Here is a 22,764-nt window from a genome sequence, read left to right on the forward strand (position 1 = left end):
ACCTTTTATTTAAGTGAAAAAGAAGCCATTTCAAACATTGTTGAGATGGCTCATTTTTCATTATTGAACTTGCTCTTGTTGCTGTTTGCTTTCAATCAGCTCGGATATTGTAACAAATGTGTAGCCTTGCTTTTTTAATGCAGGTAGTATTTCTTCTAGTGCTTGAATTGTTTGTGTACGGTTCCCGCCACCATCATGAAATAAAATAACATCTCCAGGCCTTGTTCCCTTCATTATCTTTTGCACAATTTTCCTTACACCAGGCTCTTTCCAATCTTGCGTATCCTGATGCCAGGACCACATTACTACCTTATAGCCGTCCTTAACAGCAGCATTAATCATAGCATCCGTGTAATTTCCACCAACGGGACGGAATAAAACTGGGGAAAAACCAGTAATACTATAAATCGTGTCATTTGTCTGTTGAAGCTCCTCTTGCAATTTTTTGATGGAAACTTTAAATGGATGTGTATACGTATGATTTGCTAATTCATGGCCTTCTGTATAAGAACGTAAAACAAGCTCTGGATATTTTTCAGCATTTTTTCCAATAATAAAAAAGGTGGCTTTTGCATCATATTTTGCTAATAAATCTAGCACAGCCGCTGTGTATTTAGGATGTGGACCATCATCAAAGGTGAGTGCAACAATTTTATCCTCTGTTTTGATATCCCAAACAACTTCCCCTGTCTCCTCATAATAAGGACGACCTTTATCTGCGTAGCCTTCCTGCACTAAAAATCCCGAGATGATTAAAAAGAAAACCATAAAAATGAATACGTAAATACGTGTCATAGCATCACCTCCCAAGTCCGAAATCACAGAACTCCGTCAACTTACTATTTACGAATTGCCATGAAATATACTTGTGAAGGATTGTCTGTTTTCTCCTTTTAATTACTTCAGGAAAATTTTTAAACGTTCTTTATAATTTTGAACAATATGTGAAAATCTTTGAATCGTACTTTATTTTTTTATTTATTGATGTAAAATGAAATTAAATCTGATATATAACAGTTATTATAAATACTTAAATGTTATGTAACACAAAAAAGGGGATGACATATATGTGGATTATTACAGTATTTGAAGAAAACACTTATCGCATGTTTGAGTATAGTTCTAAACGTGAGGCAACAAATGCATTACATAAATTTAAAGAAACTGCTTTGCTTTCTTATACAAGATAATAACGGATAAAAGGAATCTATTCATTTGAGTAGATTCCTTTTTGTTATAAAGTACCTCCGATGCTTCCCCCCTAATTCCTTTCATCCTTATACATCTAGCAACATATTTAGTTTTTTTCATGAAAATGTCGAACACCTTGCTAGCCTTCACCATATGTATATAGAGAAAAGGAGTGATTTCAATGGTGACAATTGAACCTATTATGATTAAAGGGCATTTCTTCACTGCAGTAGTTGTGCAATTACCTAAAACAACATTACTAACCATTTCTAATGATACAGGCTACATTATGTGTGGTGCTTTAGATGTCGGCCTATTAAATAGTCGCCTAGTTGATCGGAAAATTATTGCTGGTCGTGCAGTAGGCGTGAAAACAATTGACGAGCTATTAACAGCTCCATTAGAATCCGTAACATATGAAGCAGAACAGCTTGGTATTACAGAAGGAATGACTGGCGTAGAGGCACTTTTAAAAATGATCTAATTGGCTAAAAAAAGCGTCAACTAGACGCTTTTCTTTTTTGTTTGCTAACAAATTTGAATAAGCAATTTCCCTATTTCCCATACTGTGGGAAATAGGGAGTTGTTAATATGAATAGTAAGCAACATGTTAAAATACACGTCACCTTACTTATTATTGTTTTAATTGTTTTCATCTGGTCTTTTATAAAGCCTTCCTCCTATTTAGATTGGCTAGCTGAAGTTAGTCCGGGAATTGTGGCAATAATAGTCGTTATTTGCATTTATCGTAGATTCCGCTTCACCACATTTTCTTATTTTATTATCGCTCTCTTGTCGATCCTGACATTTATAGGGGGGCATTATACCTATTCGGAAGTCCCTCTTTTTAATTGGGTAAAAGATGAATTTCATTTACAACGTAATAACTATGATCGCTTTGGCCATTTTTTAAAAGGTTTATTAGCCATCGTAATAAGGGAAATACTAATCAGGAAAACACCACTTGCAAAAGGAGCTTGGCTTACAGGTATTACGATCAGTATTCTGCTCGCAATTGCTGCTTTTTATGAAATCATTGAATGGTTAAGTACAAGAATCTCGAAGGGAAGTAAAGGAGCAAAGGATTTTTTAGGCATGCAGGGAGATAAATGGGATGCACAATGGGACATGTTTTTAGCCTTGCTGGGAGCTATTTTAGCTTTACTTCTATTCACAAAGCTACATGACAAATTTTTAAAAAGAATAAATAAATCATAAATATTTTTGCATAGCATGATTATATAACCCATGAAAGGTGGTATTAGATGTACTATGCACAGGTCAATCAACAAACACATCATCCATCACGTACTATGATTGTAATCGGCTATGGACAGGTAATGGCTACACCTAACTCTGTACAATTACAAATTGAAGTCCAAACACAGGGCAACCATGTACAAGGTTCTCAACAGGAAAATGCGGCAATCATGAATGAGGTTATGCAATCACTTATCGCACTTGGTATTCCAAGAGAACAAATTCAAACTGCTAGTTATACAATCACACCACTATATAATTTCGAAGATGGCAAACAAACTTTTAATGGCTATGAAGTAGTCAATGCCATTTCCGTCAACGTTTCAGATACCAATGATTTGGGCTTAATCATTGATACGGCTGTAGAAAATGGGGCAAATCGAATAACCAATATTCAGTTCAAAATAGCCCATACCGATGCTTACTATCAGCAAGCATTAAGTTTAGCGCTACAGAATGCTCAATTGAAGGCGAAAACAATAGCAGAAACTATGCACCTGCCTTTGCAGCCACCCCCTGTAGAGATTGTGGAAGAGCAGGCTAACACACCTATCCTTTATCGCTCTATGGCTGTATCCTCGGGAATCACGCCTATAGAACAGGGACAAATTGCTATTGATGCTTCTGTTCGTGTAAAATTTCAATACTAAAGTTAGAGCCTTCCGCTAGTCAAAGTGCAGAAGGCCCTCATTTAATTACAAGTGTATTTTTTTCAATAAGGATTTCATCATCCTGAGTTTTAATAACCATATCAAAATGTTGGCAATGTGGATGCATAAATAATTCATATTGAATACGTCGCTCATCATGTGATTGTTTTAAATAATTTATATCTGTCCCTCTTTCAAGCACATCACGATCTGATCTTCTCTTAAGCTCTGTATCCCCATCCGTATAAAAATAAATCTTTAAATCCAGTAACTCCGGATCTATAAATGCTACACACATTCCTTCTACTATCGTGATCTGTTTTTTCGAAGAAATTAATGTACTTTTCATATAATGTGTATCGATTGTCATTAAATCGAGTCCTGCTCTTATCATCTGAACATCTCGCTCCAATGATGGCAGATGATGAGCTGCGGGATGACAAGCCGTCATTTTAAAACGATGATGCTCATTTTGATATGTATAATCAAGTATTGTTTGCTTGCGAATATTCGAATTCACAATATACGGATCAGTATTCAAATAATTCACTTGATCTTGATGTAAAGCATGTATAAGTTTTTTGGCAAATGTCGTTTTTCCAGCAGCTCCATGACCAGAAATGCCGATTATGATTTTTTTATCAGCTTGTTTAACCCATTTTAAAATTTCCTTTAATATCGTCTCCATCTTACTCTCCTTCACTATAAAAGGTATGGCAAGAAACAATTCCTACCATACCAATTAATATTAGCCTTCACTATACTGTGCACCCCATATTTGCTCTATCATTACTTCATTATGCTTAGGGCTTAGTAGAAAAACATCTGGGTTGCTTAAATTTTTCCAACAGTGAAAATCAACATCCTTATCATAATACTTCAGTAGTAAAGAGATGATATTGCCATGACTTACGATTAATGTATGATCAACATCCTGTTCAAATGCATCTTTTACAAGGTCTACAATTCGATGCATCGCTTCATTACTGGATTCTCCACCATCATATTTTAAATCCATATCAACAAATGTCGCCTGTAATTTTTCGTACCAATCTGGAAAATCTCCAGTACTTAAAAGGCGCTCCGAAAGACGTTCATCCATTTCAATCGTCATACTTTTTCTACTACTTAATGGTTCAATGGATTGGATTGCTCGTAAGAAAGGGCTAGATACAATTCGATCAATTTTTAGATCTTTGAAAAACTCAGCTAAACTATCTGCTTGCTCTATTCCCTTCTGTGTTAAGGGTGCATCTAGTGATTGCCCTTGTGCTAGACAATGTCTAATGACATAAATTTTCCCCATAACAACCTCCTAGTTTAGAAAGTAATTTATTTACAATTATTATAATCCCTTTACTAAAATAGTTGCTATTCATTATCTCACTTGTTCGACATTTTTCCGCCCAAAATAATTCGTCCCTATCACACCAATAATAATCATGATGCCACCAATAAGATGATTTAGATGGAAATCTTCCTGTAAAAATAAGACCCCTGCGAAAATAGTAATAAGTGTTGCAAAATTGCTAAAGACACTCATTTTAGATGCTTCCAATTTAGATAAAGCATAATTGGATAAATAGGATGTACCGAGTGAAGATAGTATACCTAAATATAAAATAGCGAAGACAAAATGAGCATGTGTTAATGGCTTAAAAAATTCATTGAGTGTTCCATTCATCATATGACTTCCAAGAGCCATTCCATTAAAAATAACAAATCCACATAATGTCATGACATATGTTAATGCTAGTAAAGAATATTTCTTGGTAAGCCCTCTAGCAAAAATAGTATAAAGCGATGTCGCAATCGCTGATAGTAAAATAAATCCACTTCCTATAATATTTCCTGTAGTAGCATTTGCTCCATTCATCATTAATAAATAAATGACACCAAGTACAGACAAACTTACAGATACAAGCTGACCTCGTGTAGCTTTTTCCTTTAACAATAAACCTGCCAATGCTAATGTAAAAATAGGGATTGTCGCTTGAATAATTCCCGCCTCTGATGAGGAAATTTTAGCAAGTCCAAGCACTTGAAAGGTAAAAAAAGCAATAGGATACAAGATGGCTAACGGTAATATTTTTAGTAGGTCCTGCATGTTCATTATTAGCTTATTTTTTGTCATTACCATGATTATAACAATACCGATGAATGCAAAAGTAAAACGATGTGCAAGTATATCAATAGGACTTGCTACAGTCAACGTAACTTTCACAAACATAAATGAGAGCCCAATGACAAATGCATAAATTATTGCTGCTATATAAGCATTTCCATTTTCTGACATAGTATAGTACTCCTTCTTTAAACATTCCGGCCGGTATAGTTATCGTATTAAATAGAGAACTTATTGACGATATAAAAAAAACACATCTGTACCGATACAGATGTGCTGGAGGTTATGTATGCTTAAATACGAATGGATTTATTCTCAGCTCCTGACTCAGATCCAAACAGGCTCACTTCAAGCAGGGGCAAAGCTCCCCTCGATTCGCCAGTTATCACAGCAATTTTCCTGTAGTAAGAGTACGATTTTAGCATCTTTAAAAAAACTGGAGGATCAGCATCTTATCTATTCAATGCCTAAAAGTGGCTACTATGTTGTTGATCATCAACTGCCCATCCAACCAAAAATGAAAAATTACATAGATTTTGCTACATCTTCGCCCAATTGGCATGCATTCCCTTATCAAGATTTTCAGCATTGTATTAATAAGGCCATCGACACATACCAAGCAGATTTATTTAGATATGGGACACCAAAAGGCCTACCGTCATTAATAGCGGAAGCAAAAAAACTATTAACAGGCTATCAACTGTTTACAAAGGAAGAAAATATTTTCATTACTTCAGGTGTCCAACAATCTCTATCCTTGCTAAGTATAATGCCCTTTCCAAATGGTCGCTCAACCATCTTAGTGGAACAACCTAGCTATCATTTGTATATGGATTATTTAAAAACCTATGAACTTCCGGCAATGGGCATCAAAAGAACAACGGATGGCATTGATTTAGATGAACTAGAAAACATTTTTAGTAAACACGATATAAAGTTCTTTTATACGATGCCACGTCTGCACAACCCTCTAGGAACTTCCTATAGTAAAAAAGAAAAGGATGCAATCCGAAAACTTGCCTATAAATATAATGTGTATATAGTTGAAGATGATTATTTAGCGGATTTTGAGCAAAATACAAAAATAGATCCCCTATTTACGGAGGATACACAGGATCGGGTTATTTATTTAAAAAGCTTTTCTAAAATCATGTTTCCTGGCTTACGTATTGGACTTGCCGTTTTACCAAATGTTTTGATAAATACCTTTCAACAGTATAAAAATACCACTGATATTGATAGCTCCATGATCTCCCAAGCTGCATTAGTGCTCTACTTGAAAAGTGGTATGTTTGAACGTTATCAGAAAAAAGTCAGTGAAGCTTATGCAAGCCGAGCAAATCAACTTCAACAATCTATAGCAACTCATCTGGCAGACTATCAATCCTCTAAGGAAATCTGTATGCATAGCCATATCATTCTACCGAGACAGGTGAATACTTCTAAGATTATTGATCATTTAGCACAACAAAATATTTTGTTAGATCCTATTAAACGCAATTATTTAGATGCATTTTATCAGGAACGTATTATCAAACTAAATGTATCGAATATAGACGAATCCCAGATTGATGTTGGCATAAGGGAAATCGCGCTAGCCCTTCATAACACGAGCAATTATTTCTAAAGCACATTATTCATGAAACCTTATTGTAGCTCATATAATTAGACATCATAAATTGGTTCAATAAGGAGGATTCAATGCAATCTGAGAAATTGCGACTAAGGAAGATTCAACGTCTTGCATATGAAATTATGGATGAGATGCACAAAGAAAAGCATCGCACAGAAATGCACAAATTAATTCCGATTATTGATAACTTGTCGCGGGCAATTGGGGATTTAACAGATTCTGTTGGTAAATACTCACTGGATTATGTAGAAGAAAAAGTAAAAAATGCCCATGCTCTTTTATTTAACAAAGAAAAGGTAGATATTTATTAATAAAGACAGGGAAAAAGGGTAACCATATACATGGCTACCCTTTTGGCATTAATGCGTTTCAGGTTCGAATGTTTTACAGTCTGTTTCCTCGCTGTTGGAAGCATGTTGTCCCTTTTGGCTGACAACATAAATTTTTTCAGCTGTGCATTTGTTACCAGAATCCCAAAATGTGCAGTTATTGACTTCACAAAGAATTTCTTGTGCCATCGTCTCACACCTCCTCCTTGTTATCTTTAACAAATTAGAGGTAATCAATACGTTATTGAAAAAAGTCATCTTGCACTTTTGTCAGTGCTGTCTGATTTACTCCATACTGAAGTCTAGATTAGTAGGATGATTTGATAAATGTTCCTGCGTAAGCATATTTGTTGAGGGTACCTTGTTGTCAACTTCTTCAAAACGGAAGCCATCTGCCCAGACTTTACCCGAACCAATTAGTAACACACCAAAATAAATGGAATGACCTTCTTCAGGTACGTCTAAGACAATAGAATAATGATTCCATTCAGTAGAACCTGTCACAGGGCGTTGATCCATATTATCAAATTGAATCGTATCTCCTGTACCATTGTCAATACTCATCCATGCACCACACTTTGTTGCATCTGCCGTCTTTAAGTAGCATGACATTTTCAAGCGTTTCCCTTTATAGTCAGCTGCCTGAAAACCCTGCATCATTGTAGCAAATTGACTATGATTTACTGAGGCAGTTGTGGAATACAATACTCCTGAACGCTTCCCTGAATGAAATACCTTGTCATCTGTATGAAATTTATACAATTCTGGATTAGCACCACTCAACACCCAACCTTTAACCTGTTCAACTGTTTCCATGTAATGTTCCTCCTCCATCATATTTAATGATTGCATTACTTTTCGATACTTCCCTGGTGGTAAAGCATAAACTTCTTTAAAGGCTCTTGTAAAAGCCTCTTGTGATTGAAACTGAAGTGTAACAGCAATCGTTAATATCGATACATTAGAGTACATCAAATAACTCGCTGCCATAGCTAGCCGACGTATACGAATATATTCACCAATCGTAAATCCCGTTTCTTGCTTAAAAATTCGGCTTAGATGGTACTTCGAATAGCCAGCAGTATTAGGAAAACATTCAAAAGAAATTTCTTCCATCAATTGCTCCTCGATATAGGCAATAGTTCTTTGTGTCGCTTGACTATACTCCATGTTACTCACCTCATCTTTATCATACTGGAGATGGAAACCGTTTTTTTGATGAAGGTTGCTAAATTTAGCTTAATCAATTATTTTTGTTGGTGTTGCTTCTTGCACAACGATGAGACCATCATAGGCTTCCTCAGGTGTCATTTTAATGGTGTACAGCATTTGTGTCAGCTTATACCATGGACGAAAATCATCGCCGATATTGCCCATTCTTTGCTTTTTTGAAAGAATATTCGCAAGCTCCTTCGATTGTTTGGCAGCTTCAAAATCCACATAAAAGATGTTATTGTCAATATCACTAAAGGCATCCACTAAAGCATTGTGATGCTCAATCGTATATTCCTTTCGTTCACCAGACCCATTTTGTGCCTGGAATGTATTTTTCACAAAGTCTGTGCCAATCGCAAAATATTGATCTTTATATTGCTCACTTAAATAATGCCCCATCGATTGATAGCCTGCCATCGTAGCAGAAGTTTTCTCAATATGACCATTATGAGCAGACATTAATACTTTATCATGACCTTGCATTGCTTCATATTCAATAATCCATTGTAAATTTTCAGCTAAATATTCGTCCCGTAAATTCATATAATTATCTTCATTTAAAAATAATTGCGTACGCTGCTTCATAATTTCCGCATATTGAACAGCAAAGGAGAATTCATCCTTTGAAGATTTTTTCTCATACATCGCTTTGTTTGATTGTAAATCGTTGATGATTGTATCAATCGTTTTATCTAGCTCAATTAGCTGACTATCCGATAATTCTCTCATCGTTTTGTTGGAAACATGCTCTAGCTTAGTCGTGAATCTTTTTGCATTGTCAGCATGTACCTTGGCGTAATAATCAAGTAACCCCTTTTTACTGTAATCATAGCGCTGCATATCATTGCCATAAAAATAAATTTTCTCTTGATCATCAACTGTCTGATTATAGTCATGCATCCACTGCACAAACTCTACCATTTGTTCTGTTTTGTAGATGCCATAGTCTAACGCTTTTATAGCTTCCTCCGCCGTTCCGACACCGTTTTCGATAAATTGATTTATCTGCTGGGCACCACCAAAATCTCCTTCTAAAACGAAAACATGGACATTTTCATTTTTTATCATCGCTTTAAATATATCTCTTTTTAATGTTTGAAATTCGATATTGCCATGTGTTGCTTCCCCAAAACCAATAATTTTTACATCATCAGGAATGTTGATATCTTTAATTTCATTCGTATATTGTGCGGCATCTTTTACAGCCTCTCTCTGTCCACATCCTACTAAAGCTACTAATAGCATCGATGCAGTTAAAAAACGTAAGCTACGTTTCAGCATTCTCATTCTCCTTTTAGCTTAAATAGATTTTCGCTGGAAATAGTAATATCCTCCGAGGAAAAATACGATGAATCCGCCACCTACTACGGTTAACAATTGCTCCCACGGTACAAAGAATACATCGTCTGTATTGCCTCCTATATACATCATCGAAAAGGGTTGTGCCCAAGGATAATACGGACCAATTCTTTCAGAATTCACTGCTAAAATTGATGGTAAAGTAAATATGACATTAACAGCAAAGGGAGCAGCAAAGCTTTTAAACATAATGGACATCCACAATTGCAAGGCTACTAATGGCAATGTCGCTACCCAGCCTCCCACTATGCTTTTCCAAACAATCTCCATAGGGAAAGAATCTGTATAGCCTTTTACCATCCCAACAGCAAAGACCGAGCCTAAATACAATATCTGCATTGCTAAGACAAGGAGCATAATCAATATGTATTTAGCTACAAATACTTTCCCTCTTGTTACTGGTAATGCTAAAAGCTGCTTCCATCCACCAGACTGATGTTCATACCTACAAATAAGACTGGTAAAAACACCAGAAATAAGAGGTAAAAATAATAGAGCATATGTTAAATTCATCGAAAATAACGATATATACCACTCATTGATTTCAATCCCCTGCATGTTGTCCTCTAAATTAGCGGATAGTCCTATAAAAAGTCCCATCATGGGTCCTGCTAAAATAATTGGTACCATTTTTGATTTACGTAACTTAAACCACTCAGCTTGAAGTAAAGCAATCATTATTTCACGTCCCTTCTTGCAAAATCAACCATGCCGATAATATAGAGTAAGATACCAATTCCTACGCCTAATAAGACATTGATCATCGGCTCATTCCATTGGTTCATCAATGATGGCCATTTCCATATCATCCAATCTGGAAGAACATAGGAAGAATAGGCAAAAATCACCCCAAAAATGCCTACAGTTATCGGAATCCCTTGATTATGACTTACACTCGCTATCCACAATTGAATTGCCAAGATAGGTAATGCTGCAAACGCAGGGAAATAGCTATATTTGGCAAGCTCCATGTAAGGTACCGTGTCACCTAATTCTAAAAACAGCCCGTAACTCAGCGTAAAAAACATTAATAACGTTGAGGCGAAAAATAGTAAGATAGCTAACAGCGTAAATTTAGACAAATATACGGTTAATTTGGAAACAGGTAATGCAATGAGCTGCTTCCAAGCATTGGTCTCATTTTCAATGCTTGCTATGAATGACGTAAGAATGGCAATACCCAAGACTATGGCAAGCGGTGTAAATGAGTGCACATTTAATAAGAAATAGCCCCAATCATCCTCACTTTGCTGTAAGAGATAATCCTTTCTTACGCCATAATTGACCATTTGCAGAGCAACCACCCCTAAAGGGCCAATAAGCGTTAGAAGCCATAATCCTTTACGTTTGATTTTTAAGAAGTCAGCAGTTAATAGCTTTCCCATCATATCCCCTGTTCTCCCATCGTCATTTGGAGGAATATATCCTCCAATGAACGTTTCTCTTCCTCGACTCGGAATACCGATATACCCTCCTGAACAAGAACTTGGACAATATGAGCAACCTTTTCATCCGAGCACTCTTCTAAGAAAATCACCCCATCCTGATAATCTGCCTTAATACCATTTGCTAATAAGAAGCGCCATCCTTTTTCACCATTGTTTACTTTAAAGGTAACCTTTGGTCGGGCAAATCGACGCATAGCTTCAATAGAATCTTGGAAAATTAATTTCCCTTTCGAAACAATCCCCACTTGTGTTGCCATTTGATCAATCTCTGATAATAAATGGCTGGAGATTATAATGGTCATGCCATATTCCTCTGGTAATCTTTTAATTAAATTACGAATCTCTATAATGCCTGAAGGATCGAGGCCATTCGTTGGTTCATCTAAAATAAGTAATGCAGGACTATGTAGTAAAGAAGCAGCAATACCAAGACGTTGCTTCATTCCTAAAGAGAAACCTTTGACCTTTTTATGGGCAGCTTCCTTCAAACGGACAATGTCCAAAACTTCATCGATTCGAGTTTTCGGTACACCTAGTATTTTTCTTAGTGCCTCTAGATTCTCATATGCCGTTAAATGTGGATAATAAGAAGGGTTTTCCACCAACGAACCAATCTTAGCTAAAATTTGGATACGTTCCTTCGTAATATTCTTTTCAAAGACTTTAATTGTTCCAGAAGATGGCTTCATTAAACCTAGAAGCATTCGAATTGTAGTCGTTTTACCTGCCCCATTCGGACCTAAAAATCCATATATTTCACCTTTGCGTATTTGCAAGTTCAAATTTGAGACAGCTTGCTCTTTCCCAAAGCTTTTTGATAAGTTTTGTGTTTGTACGATATATTCCAATGTCCTCACCTCTTTAACTATCTTAAAAAGGGAAGTTTAAAAAAAGGTATGGGCTACGTTTAAATTTTGTTTAAAAAATCATTTCTATCATAAAAAAAATCTGCGAGTCATTTATTTCTCAAGCTTCGCAGATTTTTTTATGATAATTTTTGTACCAGAGTGATCGGAAAGGATATCCCATTCAAGATGCATGCCCTTTATCATGACATCAACAATTGATAAGCCGATTCCAGCGCCCTTTGCATTCGACTCATTTTTCATCCCTTGACCATGATCCTCCACAATAAATGCTGTATAACACGCCGTCGATTCCGTTTTCACACTTATATACTTACCACTATTCGCGTGGCGCAGTACATTTTGAAAAATATTATCAAATACTCTCCCTAACCATAATGGATCAACACGCCATTCAATAGGCTCAAATGGCTGTAGCTCAATATCGATTGTGAAACCTTCTCGCTCGAAAACTGGATACCATGTCGTTAGATGTTCCCTTACAAATCGGATAACATTGATGTCTCTCGGTTCAAATTTATATTTACTTGCCATAAGCAATGTGTAGGACATCAAATTTTCAATTAAAGCATCAATATTCACTATGGATGTGTCCATAGCCTTTAATGCCTGCTTCCCTTCCTCAGATAACGCTTCTTTGCTAATTGTATAGGATTGGGCTCTTACCTTCGTTAAAGGTGTCCTTAAATCATGTGATAGATTAGCAATCAATTCACGTCTTAGCTGTTCTTCCTTCTGTTGACGCTGTTTACTGTCTCGCAGTTCACAAACCATTCTGTTAAAACTATGCTCCAATTGCCCAATCTCATCTCGTTTTTTCACCTGAATTTCAATAGGTAAACCATCTACATCACGTATCTCCATAGCCTCTTGCAGATATAATAGTCTTTTTCGAATTCCCTTGAAAAATAAAAGCGAAACTACAATAAAAAATAAAATAACCGCAATAACACCAAAAAATAAGAAGTTACCATAGTTATCATAGACCTTTATAAGTGGAGGATTAAAAGCTACCCTTGGAATCTCTAATACAATAAAGCCATTTGATATGTCATCACCTAAGAAGGCTATAACAGTAAATGGATCATCTCCATAACGTTCTTTTATAAATTGAGTTGTATAGGCTGGTGTCCACTTTGCTGGTAACTGATCCTTCACATTCCATGTAGTCAGTAAGTTCCCCTCTTCACTTACCCAAAACATAGAAGCCGTAGGAAATTGCTCTTGCCACTTTTGAAATAACTGCGTAATCGCATCATCTGTTGCATTGGTCATATTTTTAGCCTGTGCATGCCATTGCTCTTCAATATCACTTTCTACAAGTACTCCACTTGAAAATTCTCCTGTCCCTGTCTTTGTAATGCCTAATACGAAAATAGCAACACCCAGATAGGAAATTTGTACAATAGATATGGCTAATAAAATAATGAGCATATATTTTGCTAATAATGATCGAAAAAATTTCATTGTTTCACCCTATAGCCAATGCCTCGGATTGTTTCAATAATCATAGGCTTTGCAGGATTGATTTCTATTTTTTCTCTTAAGTAACGAATATGCACCATGAGTGTTTTATCACCTTCTATATAGCTCTCACCCCAAACACCCTCATAGAGTTGTTCCTTCGTTAAAATTTGATTTAAATGACGTATAAAATACTGTAATAAATAAAATTGTTTTCCTGTCAAAAGAATTTCTTCTTCATCAATTGTATTGATTATTTGCATATCTTTCGTATCAATTTTAAGGTGCTGCAATGTCAGTACATCCTCACTTTTTTGATATCTTCTTAATAATACTTCCAGTCTTGCTACGAGCTCATCAGGGTGAAATGGCTTTGTTAAGTAATCATCAGCAAAATGTAGCCCTTCAATTTTATCTTCAACAGCTGTTCGTGCTGATAACATTAGAATTGGCAGATCTTTATTTTCCCGTTTAATTCTTTTACCTATGGAGAAACCGTCCAATCCAGGTAGCATCACATCCAATATAGCAATATCTTTTGAGTTAATATGTTGCTCAAGCCCCTCCCCTGATTCTAGCCATGTCACATCATAGCCTCGTTCAGTTAATTCTTTGCTTACCCATTGTCCGATTTCTTTTTCATCTTCTATGTACAATATACGAATCAATGTTCATCCTCCTTGATACATTTAACTTGAAATAAAAAATTTATAATTTCCATACATGGTTATTATAGGGGAACTGTTATTTATTTTCTTAGGAAATTCAAAAACGTTGACTTATTAAAAAAAGCAACTACTAAAAGTTGCTCTTTTATTGTATACGTTGCTACTTTATCACATGCTTCAAATTCATTTAGAAAGGTGTTGGGAATCTGTATTACAAGGCAAACCTCAAAGCATGGTAAGAATCATATACCCCTAAAGTGTGAATGTTTTCCGTAAATGTTACTCACTTCACATTTAGGTGCTGGAAAAAAGAAACTTCACTTCTTGTTTTTTTGATAAATATGCTAACATGGCCCTAACTATATTAAAAGTATTAGAGAAATATAATTTACTTAGGTTTTACTTATAAATAGAGGGGTGTTTATGTTTGGATATAAGACAGCTACGCTATTTTATAGCAATTGTGGAGGAAAAAAGATTTCTGCTGCGGCTGAAAGGTTACATATTTCTCAACCACCATTAAGTCAGCATTTAAAAACGATGAAGGAAGAACTGGTTCAAAGTTGGTAGAAAGGAGCGGCAAGTATTTTGAAGTAACTGAAGCGGGAAATACGTTATATAAATATGCATTGCAGGTTGCACAATTAATGGAAGAGGCAGAAGCAGAGGTTAAGGATATTGGATTAGGCCTTCATGGTCGATTGACATTGGGCATTAATACATTTTCAGTTGTTGAGCTACCTCCATTACTACAACAATTTCAACAATATTATCCAAAGGTGACTTATAAAATTCAACAAAACGAATCTTCTTATCTATGTAAATTAGTAAGGGACCGTGTTGTAGAACTTGCCATCATTCGCTTACCTTTAGAATTAGATGATTTCCCTGTTCTTCATATGTACACTGAACCATTTTACTTTATACAATCCAAAAAATTCGACTTCTTAGAACACGATGTATCTTTAGCTGACATACAAAATTGGTCAATCCTTTTACCAAGCACTGAAGGCTTAGGCGTACATTATTCGATATTAGAAGCATTTTCTCGCTTCCAGTTGCAGTCCCGCATTGTTGGAGAATGCTCAGATACGGCACTGTTAATGAACTTAATCGCTTCTGGCTTTAGCTCCTCTATCGTACCTGAAACTATTTTAAAGCAATATGGAGATTTACCACTTCATGCATATAAAATTCCATCAGCAGAATTATCCACCGCAATAGGACTCGTATGGCTGAAGAATCATTATTTATCTAAAGCCGCTCAAAACTTTGTGGATTTAATGAGGGAGCATTATTGTTAACGATTAATAAAAAAGAGAACAAATTAGAAGCGTTAGTTTGCTCTCTTTTTGAACAGTTATTGAATAATCAGCATATCATTCTCATCAAACTGCCACATGTCGCCATAGGCAACTTCCCAATAGTAGCCATTTGGATCTTGAAAATAGCCACTATAGCCACCCCAAAATACTGTTACGGGCTCCTTAACAATTTTTGCACCCGCCTTTTTTGCTAATGCAAAGACTCGATCTACTTCTTCTTTTGATTTACCATTATAGGCAAGAGTGATTCCACCAAAGCCTTGGCTAATTTCTGGTGGATTGGATTCATTGATATCTTTGATTAAACGTTCAATTGGAAATAACGATATTTTTGTTCCTCCATTATTAAAGAACATGACATCGGGATTCGTCTCTTCTCCGTATACCACCACTTCAAAACCCAGCCCCTCTCGGTAAAAATTGAGCGATTCTACCATATCTTTAACACCTAATGTAATTAAATTTAAACGATTCATCTTCAAAATCCCCTTTTTAAAGTATTACTACTTTAATTCTCTACCGAACGTATATTTCCTTTTATTACCGCAAGAAAAATATTTGATTAATTGTCTCCAAAGACTTTTTGTAGGCCACTCAATATTTTTTACTAGTTGTTAAGACCAATCAGGTGTGACATTTTTAACTTCATCAATAAATATTTTTATTCCTCAAATCATTGCCAGCTCACAAAAGTTACCTCTACGTTTCTATGACACAAAAAAGTACGTACTTTTTTTGAGAGTTTCTTAGCAGCATAATGAGTAAGCAATCAAATAATCACAAAACATGGAGGACTAAAAATGATTACTCATTTACAAGATACAATGACTTTAAATAATGAGCTTCAAATGCCTGGTATGGGTTTAGGGGTTTTTCAAGTAGAAAATGATGCTACAGCTGAGATGGTAAAAAACGCTATTGAGGTTGGCTATCGAAGTATAGATACTGCTGCTATTTATGGCAATGAAACAGGTGTAGGAGAAGGTATTAAACAAGCTCTAGTATCTACTGGCTTACGTCGTGAAGATTTGTTTATCACATCTAAAGTATGGAACGATGGTTTAAGCTATGATGAAACAACTGCAGCATATGAAGAGAGCCTAAAAAAATTAGGATTAGATTATTTAGATCTTTATCTAATTCATTGGCCTGGTAAAGATAAATATGCTGAATCGTGGAAAGCACTTGAAGACCTATATGAACAAGGCAAGATCAAAGCAATCGGTGTATGTAACTTCACTGTAGCACACTTGGAAAACTTATTATCATTTGCTCGTATTAAACCTGTTGTGAACCAAGTGGAATTCCACCCACGCTTACAACAAGTGGAGCTTCGTTCATTCTGTGACAAGCACCAAATTCAACTTGAAGCATGGGCACCTTTAATGCAAGGTGGACTTCTTGAAGATGAAACAATTTCAAAAATCGCAACAAAATACACAAAATCAAATGCTCAGGTTATTTTACGCTGGGATGTACAAAATGGAGTAATTACAATTCCAAAATCAGTACGTAGAGAGCGTATGATGCAAAACGCTGATATTTTTGACTTTACTTTAACAGACGAAGAAATGGCATTAATCAATGAGATGAATCGTGAACAACGTGTTGGACCAAATCCAGATGAATTTGACTTTGCTCTATAAAAAAAGAGGAAAGAGACTGTCTTGTATATGACAGTCTCTTTCTCCCCTCATTATGATGTCTGCTGCATGGCGATATCATCATCACGTTGTTTTAACAGAACATCTTCACCTTTATCCTGTAATAATTCAACATGTTTTTCACCCCACGTACAAAGCATGTTCAGAATTGGTTCCATTCCTTGTCCATAAGGTGTTAATGAATACTCAACTTTTGGTGGTACTTGATTGAAGACCTTTCGATTGATTAACCCAGCCTGCTCCAGTTCCCTTAATTGGTTTGTGAGCATTTTTTGTGAAATACCTGGAATCAATCGTCGAAATTCGTTTGTTCGAATTTTACCATGGTGGTTTAAATGACAAAGAATAACTGGTTTCCATTTACCCCCAATAACTTCTAGTGTAGCTTCGACACCAATATTGTAAACTTTTTGCATCGTAAACCTCCTGTAATATCCAAAAGTAACGAAAAGTACTCTACATATCTTTTTGGTATGTATGAATATTACTACACAAAATAAAAAAAGCAAAGGAGATCGTAGTAAAATGTCAAAATCAAAAAAGCCAAATGCTAAACTCACCTTACTAGCACTTGCTATCAGTGCATTTGGTATAGGGTCCACTGAATTTATCAGTGTCGGACTTTTACCATTAATTACAGATGACTTTGGTATTTCTCTTAGCACAGCTGGCTTAACCGTTTCTATATACGCACTAGGGGTAACTGTTGGGGCTCCATTATTAACAGCTCTAACATCCCGCCTTAGTCGAAAAACCGTATTATTGCTTGTCATGTCCATTTTTATAGTGGGTAACCTAGCAGTCGCTTTAGCTCCTAATTTCGCTTTACTATTAATCGGACGTATTATTTCAGCATTAGCACATGGTGTGTTTATGTCCATCGCTTCTGTTATAGCAGCCGATGTAGTGGAACCAAATAAACGAGCAAGTGCTATCGCCTTTATGTTTACTGGCTTAACATTAGCTACTGTAACAGGTGTCCCACTCGGTACATTTATTGGACAAGTAACAGATTGGCGTATGTCATTCATTTTTATTGTCGTCATTGGAATTGTCGGTTTATTTAGTAATGCATTGTTAGTACCTAGCCAATTATCGAAAGGCAATCCCATCTCTATTCGTGATATTGGCAAAGTATTAGGCAATATTCGAATGATCTTAATACTATTTATTACCGCAATTGGATACGGCGGTGCTTTTGTTGTCTACACATATGTTTCACCTATTTTAGAGCAATATATGGGGTATTCCCCACATGCAGTCGTCATTATTCTAGTTGTCTATGGTATTTGTGTAGCTATCGGTAATACTCTAGGTGGTCATTTTGCTAATCATAATCCACTACGTTCCATCTTTATTATTTTTGTTGGACTTGCATTGGCATTACTTGGCATTGGCTTTACTCTTGAATCACCTATTATGGGATTAATGATGGTGCTGACAATGGGATTGTTTATGTTTATGAATGTCCCAGGATTGCAGCTATATGCTGTTCTACTATCTGAAAAATATATTCCATCAGCAATTTCAATGGCCTCAGCATTGAATATTTCCGCTTTCAACATAGGCATATTTTTAGGCTCATATATCGGAGGCTTTATTATTCGCCACCAATCGTTGGCGCATACGCCTATATACGGATTCCTGATGGTTATGCTAGCAGCAATTGTTACACTTTTATGGTTACTTTTCGATAACAAAAAACAATAACTCTCTGAATTTCATTTTGTATAAAAAAGTAGTAGAGAATGTGTATTGTTTGTTGATATGTTGTATCCTATAATTTACTTGAACCAAACGAGAATGATTATCATTCTAATTTAAAGGAATACTGTTTTAGTAAATCTATAGGAGTGAATAAAATGCGTAGAGGTCGATATTTTTCATTTGTAGTTTTCTTTGCACTAATATTCGTATTAAGTGCCTGTGGCTCAAATGAAGTAAAAGAGGATACAGCTACAGAAGAACAATCATCTAAAGATACAAGAATTGTAGAAGACGAGTTTGGAAAAGTAGAAATTCCTACAAATCCACAGCGTGTAGCTGCTATCTATTTGGAAGACTATTTAACTGCTTTGGATGTAAAACCCGTTGTGCAATGGTATCACCCATCTTGGGGAAAACAGGATTATTTAGGATTAGATGTCCCTGAGTTCGACATTACTGGTAGCATGGAAACATTATTACAAGCCAAGCCTGATTTAATCATTGTAGATGGTGCCGCAGATAAAGCAAAGTATGAGGAGTACTCAAAGGTAGCGCCTACTTACCGCTTGAAGGAAGATATTCTACAAGATCCACGTGAAATTGCAAAAACAATAGCTAATGTTTTAAATATTCCAGATAAAGCAAAAGAAATGGTTGATCGATATGAACAACGTGTTTCCGATTTAAAAGCAAAACTAGATGAATCAATTGGAGACGAAACAGTCGCTGTTGTACGACTAAATGTAGCAGATAATACATTAGCGCTATTTGGCATTAAAAATCGCTACTCTGGCTATATTTACACAGAGACAGGCTTAACACCACATCCATTAGCCCATGATATGGCAGAGTCCCAAGAGGTCTTATCAGAAGAGGCTATCACGGAATTAGATGCGGATCATATCATCCTTTTCCCTTCAAACGGTACATGGGAGTCTAAAGAAAACCAAGAAGCTATTAAATGGTTAGATAGTACACTATGGAAAACACTCCCTGCTGTAAAAAATGGGCACGTCTATATCGCTGACCGCACATATTGGCAATCAGGCGCAATCACAGCCAATTTGCTAAAGTATGATGATCTAGAGAAATGGTTCGTCAAATAATTTTCAAAAGAAAGCTCTTAACGAGGGCTTTCTTTGGCTTAGTGTTAAAAAACAAAATAATCAATAGCACTTTTGTGAAGGAGAACATGGATAGGTGTTGTCACTCATCACTTCTTCACATTGAAATAAGTGCCTATTCTCTCTTTAATAGACTTTTTTGTTCCCTACTGCTAGTACGAAAGAAGAAAAGACACGTTAGCAGCATAGTTGATTGGAGTGGAGCCAGCGTCACTCCAAGGGGATTTAGTGTCACAGATGAGACCCTGGAGCGAACGTAAGTGAGTGAAGCGGCTCATCGGACGCCCCCTGGAAAGGACGCTGGCGGAGCGGAAATCAACCCCTTGCCTTGCTAAACGGGCTTTTTCTACTAGTCATATGATCTTTTTCAACAATATGAAGAACGCTCTTAATGAGGGCTTTCTTTGTGTTGTTATGCCAATTCAACACAAAGGGGTGAATTATCAATGGGTAACTTAACACATGTTTATACGTTACAAAATATCTCTTATGCAATTCAATCATCAAAAAAATTATTGATTAGTAGTGATTTCTATACACTTTTCATCGTAATGAATGGTAGTGGAAAACTAGAAATAGATCATGACACCATTCATTTTAGTGAAGAAAAGTGCATATTGATACCGCCAAATAACACGGTTAGTATCCACATTCAAAGTGAGCACCTTTGTTTTTATCAATTACAATTCAACATTGTCAATCTCAGCAATAGTCAGAATTCATATAGTCATTTTACAAGTATCATCGAACGACATCTTCTCCCCTTTTCACAATGTCATAGACTGCTAGAAGTCATCTATCAGAACCGGTTAGCGGAGCATGAACACACGATTTTTGAGCAGCATGTGCACTTTCAAGAGCTGATGTTATTGCTCTTACATCAAACCATACCCAAGCAGATGCAAAAAAATGATCGCCAATCTGTTGAGCAGTCCATTAACCATTTACATAAACATTTTGAAAAGGAGTGGACAGTTGAGCAGCTAGCACAGCTAGCTGACGTACCAAGGTGGAATTATACGCGCATTTTTAAAGATATTACGGGACAAATTCCCCTTCACTATTTAAATAACATACGTATTGAAAAAGCTAAGCAACTATTAATGACAACAAATGATCGAGTATTTGAAATTAGCCAATCTGTCGGATTTAATAATGAGTATTATTTCAATCGTCGTTTTAAAGAACATGTCGGCATCTCTCCAGGACAATATCGAAGAAATCAAAGCAGCCATCTACGTGTATTTGCACCATTCTTAGAAGATTTCTTTGTTGCGCTTGGGATTACGCCAATTGCTCAATTCAGTCATGCAAAATGGGGAAAACAAGACTATTTAGGTCTACAGGAAGTGCCAGATATCGATGTACAAAATAGAGAAATGGATCGACTCCTTTACTATAAGCCGACTTTAATTATGCTAGATTCTGGTGTAGAGCGTTGGGAATCCTTTCACCATTTAAATGAGGTAGCCCCCGTCTGCCATCTCTCACACCCTGGAGAGAATTGGCAATCTACTTTATTTAAAATTGCAGATCTAACAGGAAAAACCTCCTTGATGCAAGACGTAATCCTACAATATGAAGATAAAGTACAACAAGCAAAAGGAATTCTTAGCAAATCTGTTTATAGGCAAAGTGTGGCATTTCTCCGTATTTCAGCCATTGGCATTACTCTATACGCGGGCCCTGAATGTGGCTATACGGGCCCCATTTTATATCGTGACTTAGGTTTAATGCCACATTCACTAGTATGGAGTATTCCGCACAATCAACGTAAAGCACAACTGACATTTGCTCAATTGTTGCAATTAGATGCTGATCATTTATTTATTACCTTTGATAAACAACATTCCATTTATGAAAATGAGGAACGTGCTATTTTAAAAACTCCTACTTGGAAAAACCTAGCTGCCGTTAAAAGCAACTGTGTCTATGAAGTAGACTTTTTAACATGGATGAATTATGGCATTTTATCACATAGTAAAAAAATTGATGATGTCTTGAATGTACTTGGCTAAAAGGAAGCTTACTTTAGCTTCCTTTTTAAATGTTTGTCCTAAACATTGCACTGCTAATAACACCGAAAGCCGTTTGGCTACATAAGATAAGGTATCAGTTATAGGATAGGAGGAATGACCTTGTATTACAATCCTTATCCGTATTTTGTGCATCCCTATCATTATCCAACATCGCCTATCGCTAATCATTTTACCACTAGACCCTTTTCGCAACATCTAGCAATGCCGACCAATAATCCTTTTCCACCTATCGATACACACAAATTAAAAGCTTCAGCATCACGGATAAAGGCGATGATGCAACAAGCCCAATTACTTACGGATAAAATAGATAGCTCCCAACAATTCGCACATGATTTAATGAATGCTGCTCAACTTTCAAATAAAACAGAGGTTGAAAAATTAATCACATCAACAGGCATTACGGTGAAATTTGAAACAAACTATACACCAGACAGTTTTAGAATACGTCTTATTGATCATGATTGTTGTGGAGTCACCTTAAATTTGAATTGGTGAAAATTCCTAGTGAACTTGTAAACTATAAAAAACTATGCTAAAGTGTTTGTATTGTTATTTCTGAAAATTCTTATATTACTTTTCTTATCAAGAGAGACGGAGGGATTGGCCCGATGAAGTCTCAGCAACCAGCTAACAGTATGGTGCTAATTCCAATTGGCAAAATGATCAGCCTTGAAGATGAGAAGAAGAACTACCG

The 22,764-nt window shown here is 36.1% G+C and carries 25 protein-coding genes, 1 pseudogene and 1 riboswitch; of the genes and pseudogenes, 12 read left to right on the forward strand and 14 right to left on the reverse strand.

Translation table 11 applies throughout. From position 1 onward, the window contains the following. Nucleotides 1-60: 60 nt before the first annotated feature. Nucleotides 61-795, reverse strand: a complete 735-nt coding sequence (locus LCP48_RS21875) for a polysaccharide deacetylase family protein (RefSeq protein WP_004231720.1) — start codon at nt 793-795, stop codon at nt 61-63. A gap of 272 nt (nt 796-1,067) precedes the next feature. On the opposite strand from LCP48_RS21875, the gene LCP48_RS23405 reads away from it, so the two are divergent. The 4 genes from LCP48_RS23405 (at nt 1,068) to LCP48_RS21890 (ending at nt 3,101) form a co-directional block, all read left to right on the forward strand. After that, on the forward strand, nt 1,068-1,190 hold the full coding sequence (locus LCP48_RS23405; RefSeq protein ID WP_004231718.1) for a hypothetical protein: 123 nt from the start codon (nt 1,068-1,070) through the stop codon (nt 1,188-1,190). 182 nt (nt 1,191-1,372) lie between these two features. Then, nucleotides 1,373-1,675, forward strand: coding sequence for a YunC family protein (locus LCP48_RS21880; protein WP_004231716.1), 303 nt, complete (start codon nt 1,373-1,375; stop codon nt 1,673-1,675). 107 nt (nt 1,676-1,782) lie between these two features. Beyond that, a complete protein-coding gene (locus tag LCP48_RS21885) occupies nt 1,783-2,409 on the forward strand; it encodes a DUF2238 domain-containing protein (protein ID WP_004231714.1) in 627 nt (208 codons plus the stop codon). Nucleotides 2,410-2,456: 47 nt separating this feature from the next. Next, on the forward strand, nt 2,457-3,101 hold the full coding sequence (locus LCP48_RS21890; RefSeq protein WP_004231712.1) for an SIMPL domain-containing protein: 645 nt from the start codon (nt 2,457-2,459) through the stop codon (nt 3,099-3,101). Nucleotides 3,102-3,138: 37 nt separating this feature from the next. Here LCP48_RS21890 and LCP48_RS21895 read toward each other — a convergent pair whose 3' ends face one another. The 3 genes from LCP48_RS21895 to LCP48_RS21905 form a co-directional block, all read right to left on the reverse strand. Then, nucleotides 3,139-3,789, reverse strand: coding sequence for a uridine kinase family protein (locus LCP48_RS21895; protein WP_009370592.1), 651 nt, complete (start codon nt 3,787-3,789; stop codon nt 3,139-3,141). A gap of 60 nt (nt 3,790-3,849) precedes the next feature. Further along, complete coding sequence (locus LCP48_RS21900; RefSeq protein WP_004231705.1) at nt 3,850-4,407, reverse strand: histidine phosphatase family protein; 558 nt, start codon at nt 4,405-4,407, stop codon at nt 3,850-3,852. Between the two features lie 72 nt (nt 4,408-4,479). Then, the gene (locus LCP48_RS21905; RefSeq protein WP_004231704.1) at nt 4,480-5,397 is read right to left on the reverse strand and encodes a DMT family transporter; all 918 of its coding nucleotides are present in this window, start codon (nt 5,395-5,397) and stop codon (nt 4,480-4,482) included. A 118-nt stretch (nt 5,398-5,515) separates the two neighbouring features. Between LCP48_RS21905 and LCP48_RS21910 the strand changes: the two genes are divergently transcribed. Both LCP48_RS21910 and LCP48_RS21915 read left to right on the forward strand, forming a co-directional pair. Next, on the forward strand, nt 5,516-6,853 hold the full coding sequence (locus tag LCP48_RS21910; RefSeq protein WP_004231702.1) for an aminotransferase-like domain-containing protein: 1,338 nt from the start codon (nt 5,516-5,518) through the stop codon (nt 6,851-6,853). Between the two features lie 74 nt (nt 6,854-6,927). Further along, nucleotides 6,928-7,170 carry a hypothetical protein gene (locus tag LCP48_RS21915; RefSeq protein ID WP_004231701.1) on the forward strand — a complete coding sequence of 81 codons (243 nt, stop codon included), beginning with the start codon at nt 6,928-6,930 and terminating at the stop codon, nt 7,168-7,170. Between the two features lie 48 nt (nt 7,171-7,218). Here LCP48_RS21915 and LCP48_RS21920 read toward each other — a convergent pair whose 3' ends face one another. The 8 genes from LCP48_RS21920 to LCP48_RS21955 form a co-directional block, all read right to left on the reverse strand. Beyond that, nucleotides 7,219-7,377 (reverse strand): DUF1540 domain-containing protein, encoded by a 159-nt coding sequence (locus tag LCP48_RS21920; RefSeq protein ID WP_004231699.1) that lies wholly within the window; start codon nt 7,375-7,377, stop codon nt 7,219-7,221. A gap of 96 nt (nt 7,378-7,473) precedes the next feature. Beyond that, nucleotides 7,474-8,358 carry a helix-turn-helix transcriptional regulator gene (locus LCP48_RS21925; protein ID WP_004231697.1) on the reverse strand — a complete coding sequence of 295 codons (885 nt, stop codon included), beginning with the start codon at nt 8,356-8,358 and terminating at the stop codon, nt 7,474-7,476. Between the two features lie 69 nt (nt 8,359-8,427). Next, entirely contained in the window at nt 8,428-9,684 is a 1,257-nt protein-coding gene (locus LCP48_RS21930) for an erythromycin esterase family protein (protein ID WP_004231694.1), read from the reverse strand. Between the two features lie 18 nt (nt 9,685-9,702). Then, nucleotides 9,703-10,440 (reverse strand): ABC transporter permease, encoded by a 738-nt coding sequence (locus LCP48_RS21935; RefSeq protein ID WP_004231691.1) that lies wholly within the window; start codon nt 10,438-10,440, stop codon nt 9,703-9,705. Next, nucleotides 10,440-11,150: an ABC transporter permease gene (locus LCP48_RS21940; RefSeq protein ID WP_225340518.1), complete on the reverse strand. Its 711-nt coding sequence runs from the start codon at nt 11,148-11,150 to the stop codon at nt 10,440-10,442. The genes LCP48_RS21935 and LCP48_RS21940 overlap by 1 nt, the downstream gene beginning before the upstream one ends. Next, nucleotides 11,147-12,058 (reverse strand): ABC transporter ATP-binding protein, encoded by a 912-nt coding sequence (locus tag LCP48_RS21945; RefSeq protein ID WP_004231687.1) that lies wholly within the window; start codon nt 12,056-12,058, stop codon nt 11,147-11,149. The genes LCP48_RS21940 and LCP48_RS21945 overlap by 4 nt, the downstream gene beginning before the upstream one ends. Before the next feature lie 111 nt (nt 12,059-12,169). Then, nucleotides 12,170-13,543, reverse strand: coding sequence for a sensor histidine kinase (locus LCP48_RS21950; protein ID WP_004231686.1), 1,374 nt, complete (start codon nt 13,541-13,543; stop codon nt 12,170-12,172). After that, the gene (locus LCP48_RS21955) at nt 13,540-14,208 is read right to left on the reverse strand and encodes a response regulator transcription factor (RefSeq protein WP_004231684.1); all 669 of its coding nucleotides are present in this window, start codon (nt 14,206-14,208) and stop codon (nt 13,540-13,542) included. The genes LCP48_RS21950 and LCP48_RS21955 overlap by 4 nt, the downstream gene beginning before the upstream one ends. 427 nt (nt 14,209-14,635) lie before the next feature. On the opposite strand from LCP48_RS21955, the pseudogene LCP48_RS21960 reads away from it, so the two are divergent. Next, a pseudogene (locus LCP48_RS21960) lies at nt 14,636-15,512 on the forward strand (LysR family transcriptional regulator). A gap of 56 nt (nt 15,513-15,568) precedes the next feature. Here LCP48_RS21960 and LCP48_RS21965 read toward each other — a convergent pair. After that, a complete protein-coding gene (locus LCP48_RS21965) occupies nt 15,569-16,009 on the reverse strand; it encodes a VOC family protein (RefSeq protein ID WP_004231675.1) in 441 nt (146 codons plus the stop codon). Between the two features lie 324 nt (nt 16,010-16,333). Here LCP48_RS21965 and LCP48_RS21970 point away from each other — a divergent pair, with 324 nt between their 5' ends. Beyond that, nucleotides 16,334-17,179: an aldo/keto reductase gene (locus LCP48_RS21970; protein WP_004231673.1), complete on the forward strand. Its 846-nt coding sequence runs from the start codon at nt 16,334-16,336 to the stop codon at nt 17,177-17,179. 50 nt (nt 17,180-17,229) lie between these two features. Here the strand turns inward: LCP48_RS21970 and LCP48_RS21975 are convergent, their stop codons facing one another. Next, nucleotides 17,230-17,613, reverse strand: coding sequence for a winged helix-turn-helix transcriptional regulator (locus LCP48_RS21975; RefSeq protein ID WP_004231672.1), 384 nt, complete (start codon nt 17,611-17,613; stop codon nt 17,230-17,232). Between the two features lie 109 nt (nt 17,614-17,722). Here LCP48_RS21975 and LCP48_RS21980 point away from each other — a divergent pair, with 109 nt between their 5' ends. From LCP48_RS21980 to LCP48_RS21995, 4 genes are all read left to right on the forward strand, one after another. Then, on the forward strand, nt 17,723-18,907 hold the full coding sequence (locus tag LCP48_RS21980; RefSeq protein ID WP_004231671.1) for an MFS transporter: 1,185 nt from the start codon (nt 17,723-17,725) through the stop codon (nt 18,905-18,907). Between the two features lie 152 nt (nt 18,908-19,059). Continuing rightward, nucleotides 19,060-20,010, forward strand: a complete 951-nt coding sequence (locus LCP48_RS21985) for an ABC transporter substrate-binding protein (RefSeq protein WP_004231669.1) — start codon at nt 19,060-19,062, stop codon at nt 20,008-20,010. Nucleotides 20,011-20,474: 464 nt separating this feature from the next. Then, entirely contained in the window at nt 20,475-22,046 is a 1,572-nt protein-coding gene (locus tag LCP48_RS21990; RefSeq protein WP_004231668.1) for a helix-turn-helix domain-containing protein, read from the forward strand. A gap of 114 nt (nt 22,047-22,160) precedes the next feature. Beyond that, nucleotides 22,161-22,565, forward strand: coding sequence for a YuzC family spore coat inner layer protein (locus tag LCP48_RS21995; protein WP_225340519.1), 405 nt, complete (start codon nt 22,161-22,163; stop codon nt 22,563-22,565). A gap of 81 nt (nt 22,566-22,646) precedes the next feature. Further along, nucleotides 22,647-22,752: riboswitch (SAM riboswitch) on the forward strand. The last annotated feature ends 12 nt before the right edge of the window (nt 22,753-22,764 follow it).

The sequence above is a fragment of the Lysinibacillus capsici genome, from assembly GCF_020217405.1.
Taxonomy (GTDB): domain Bacteria; phylum Bacillota; class Bacilli; order Bacillales_A; family Planococcaceae; genus Lysinibacillus; species Lysinibacillus capsici.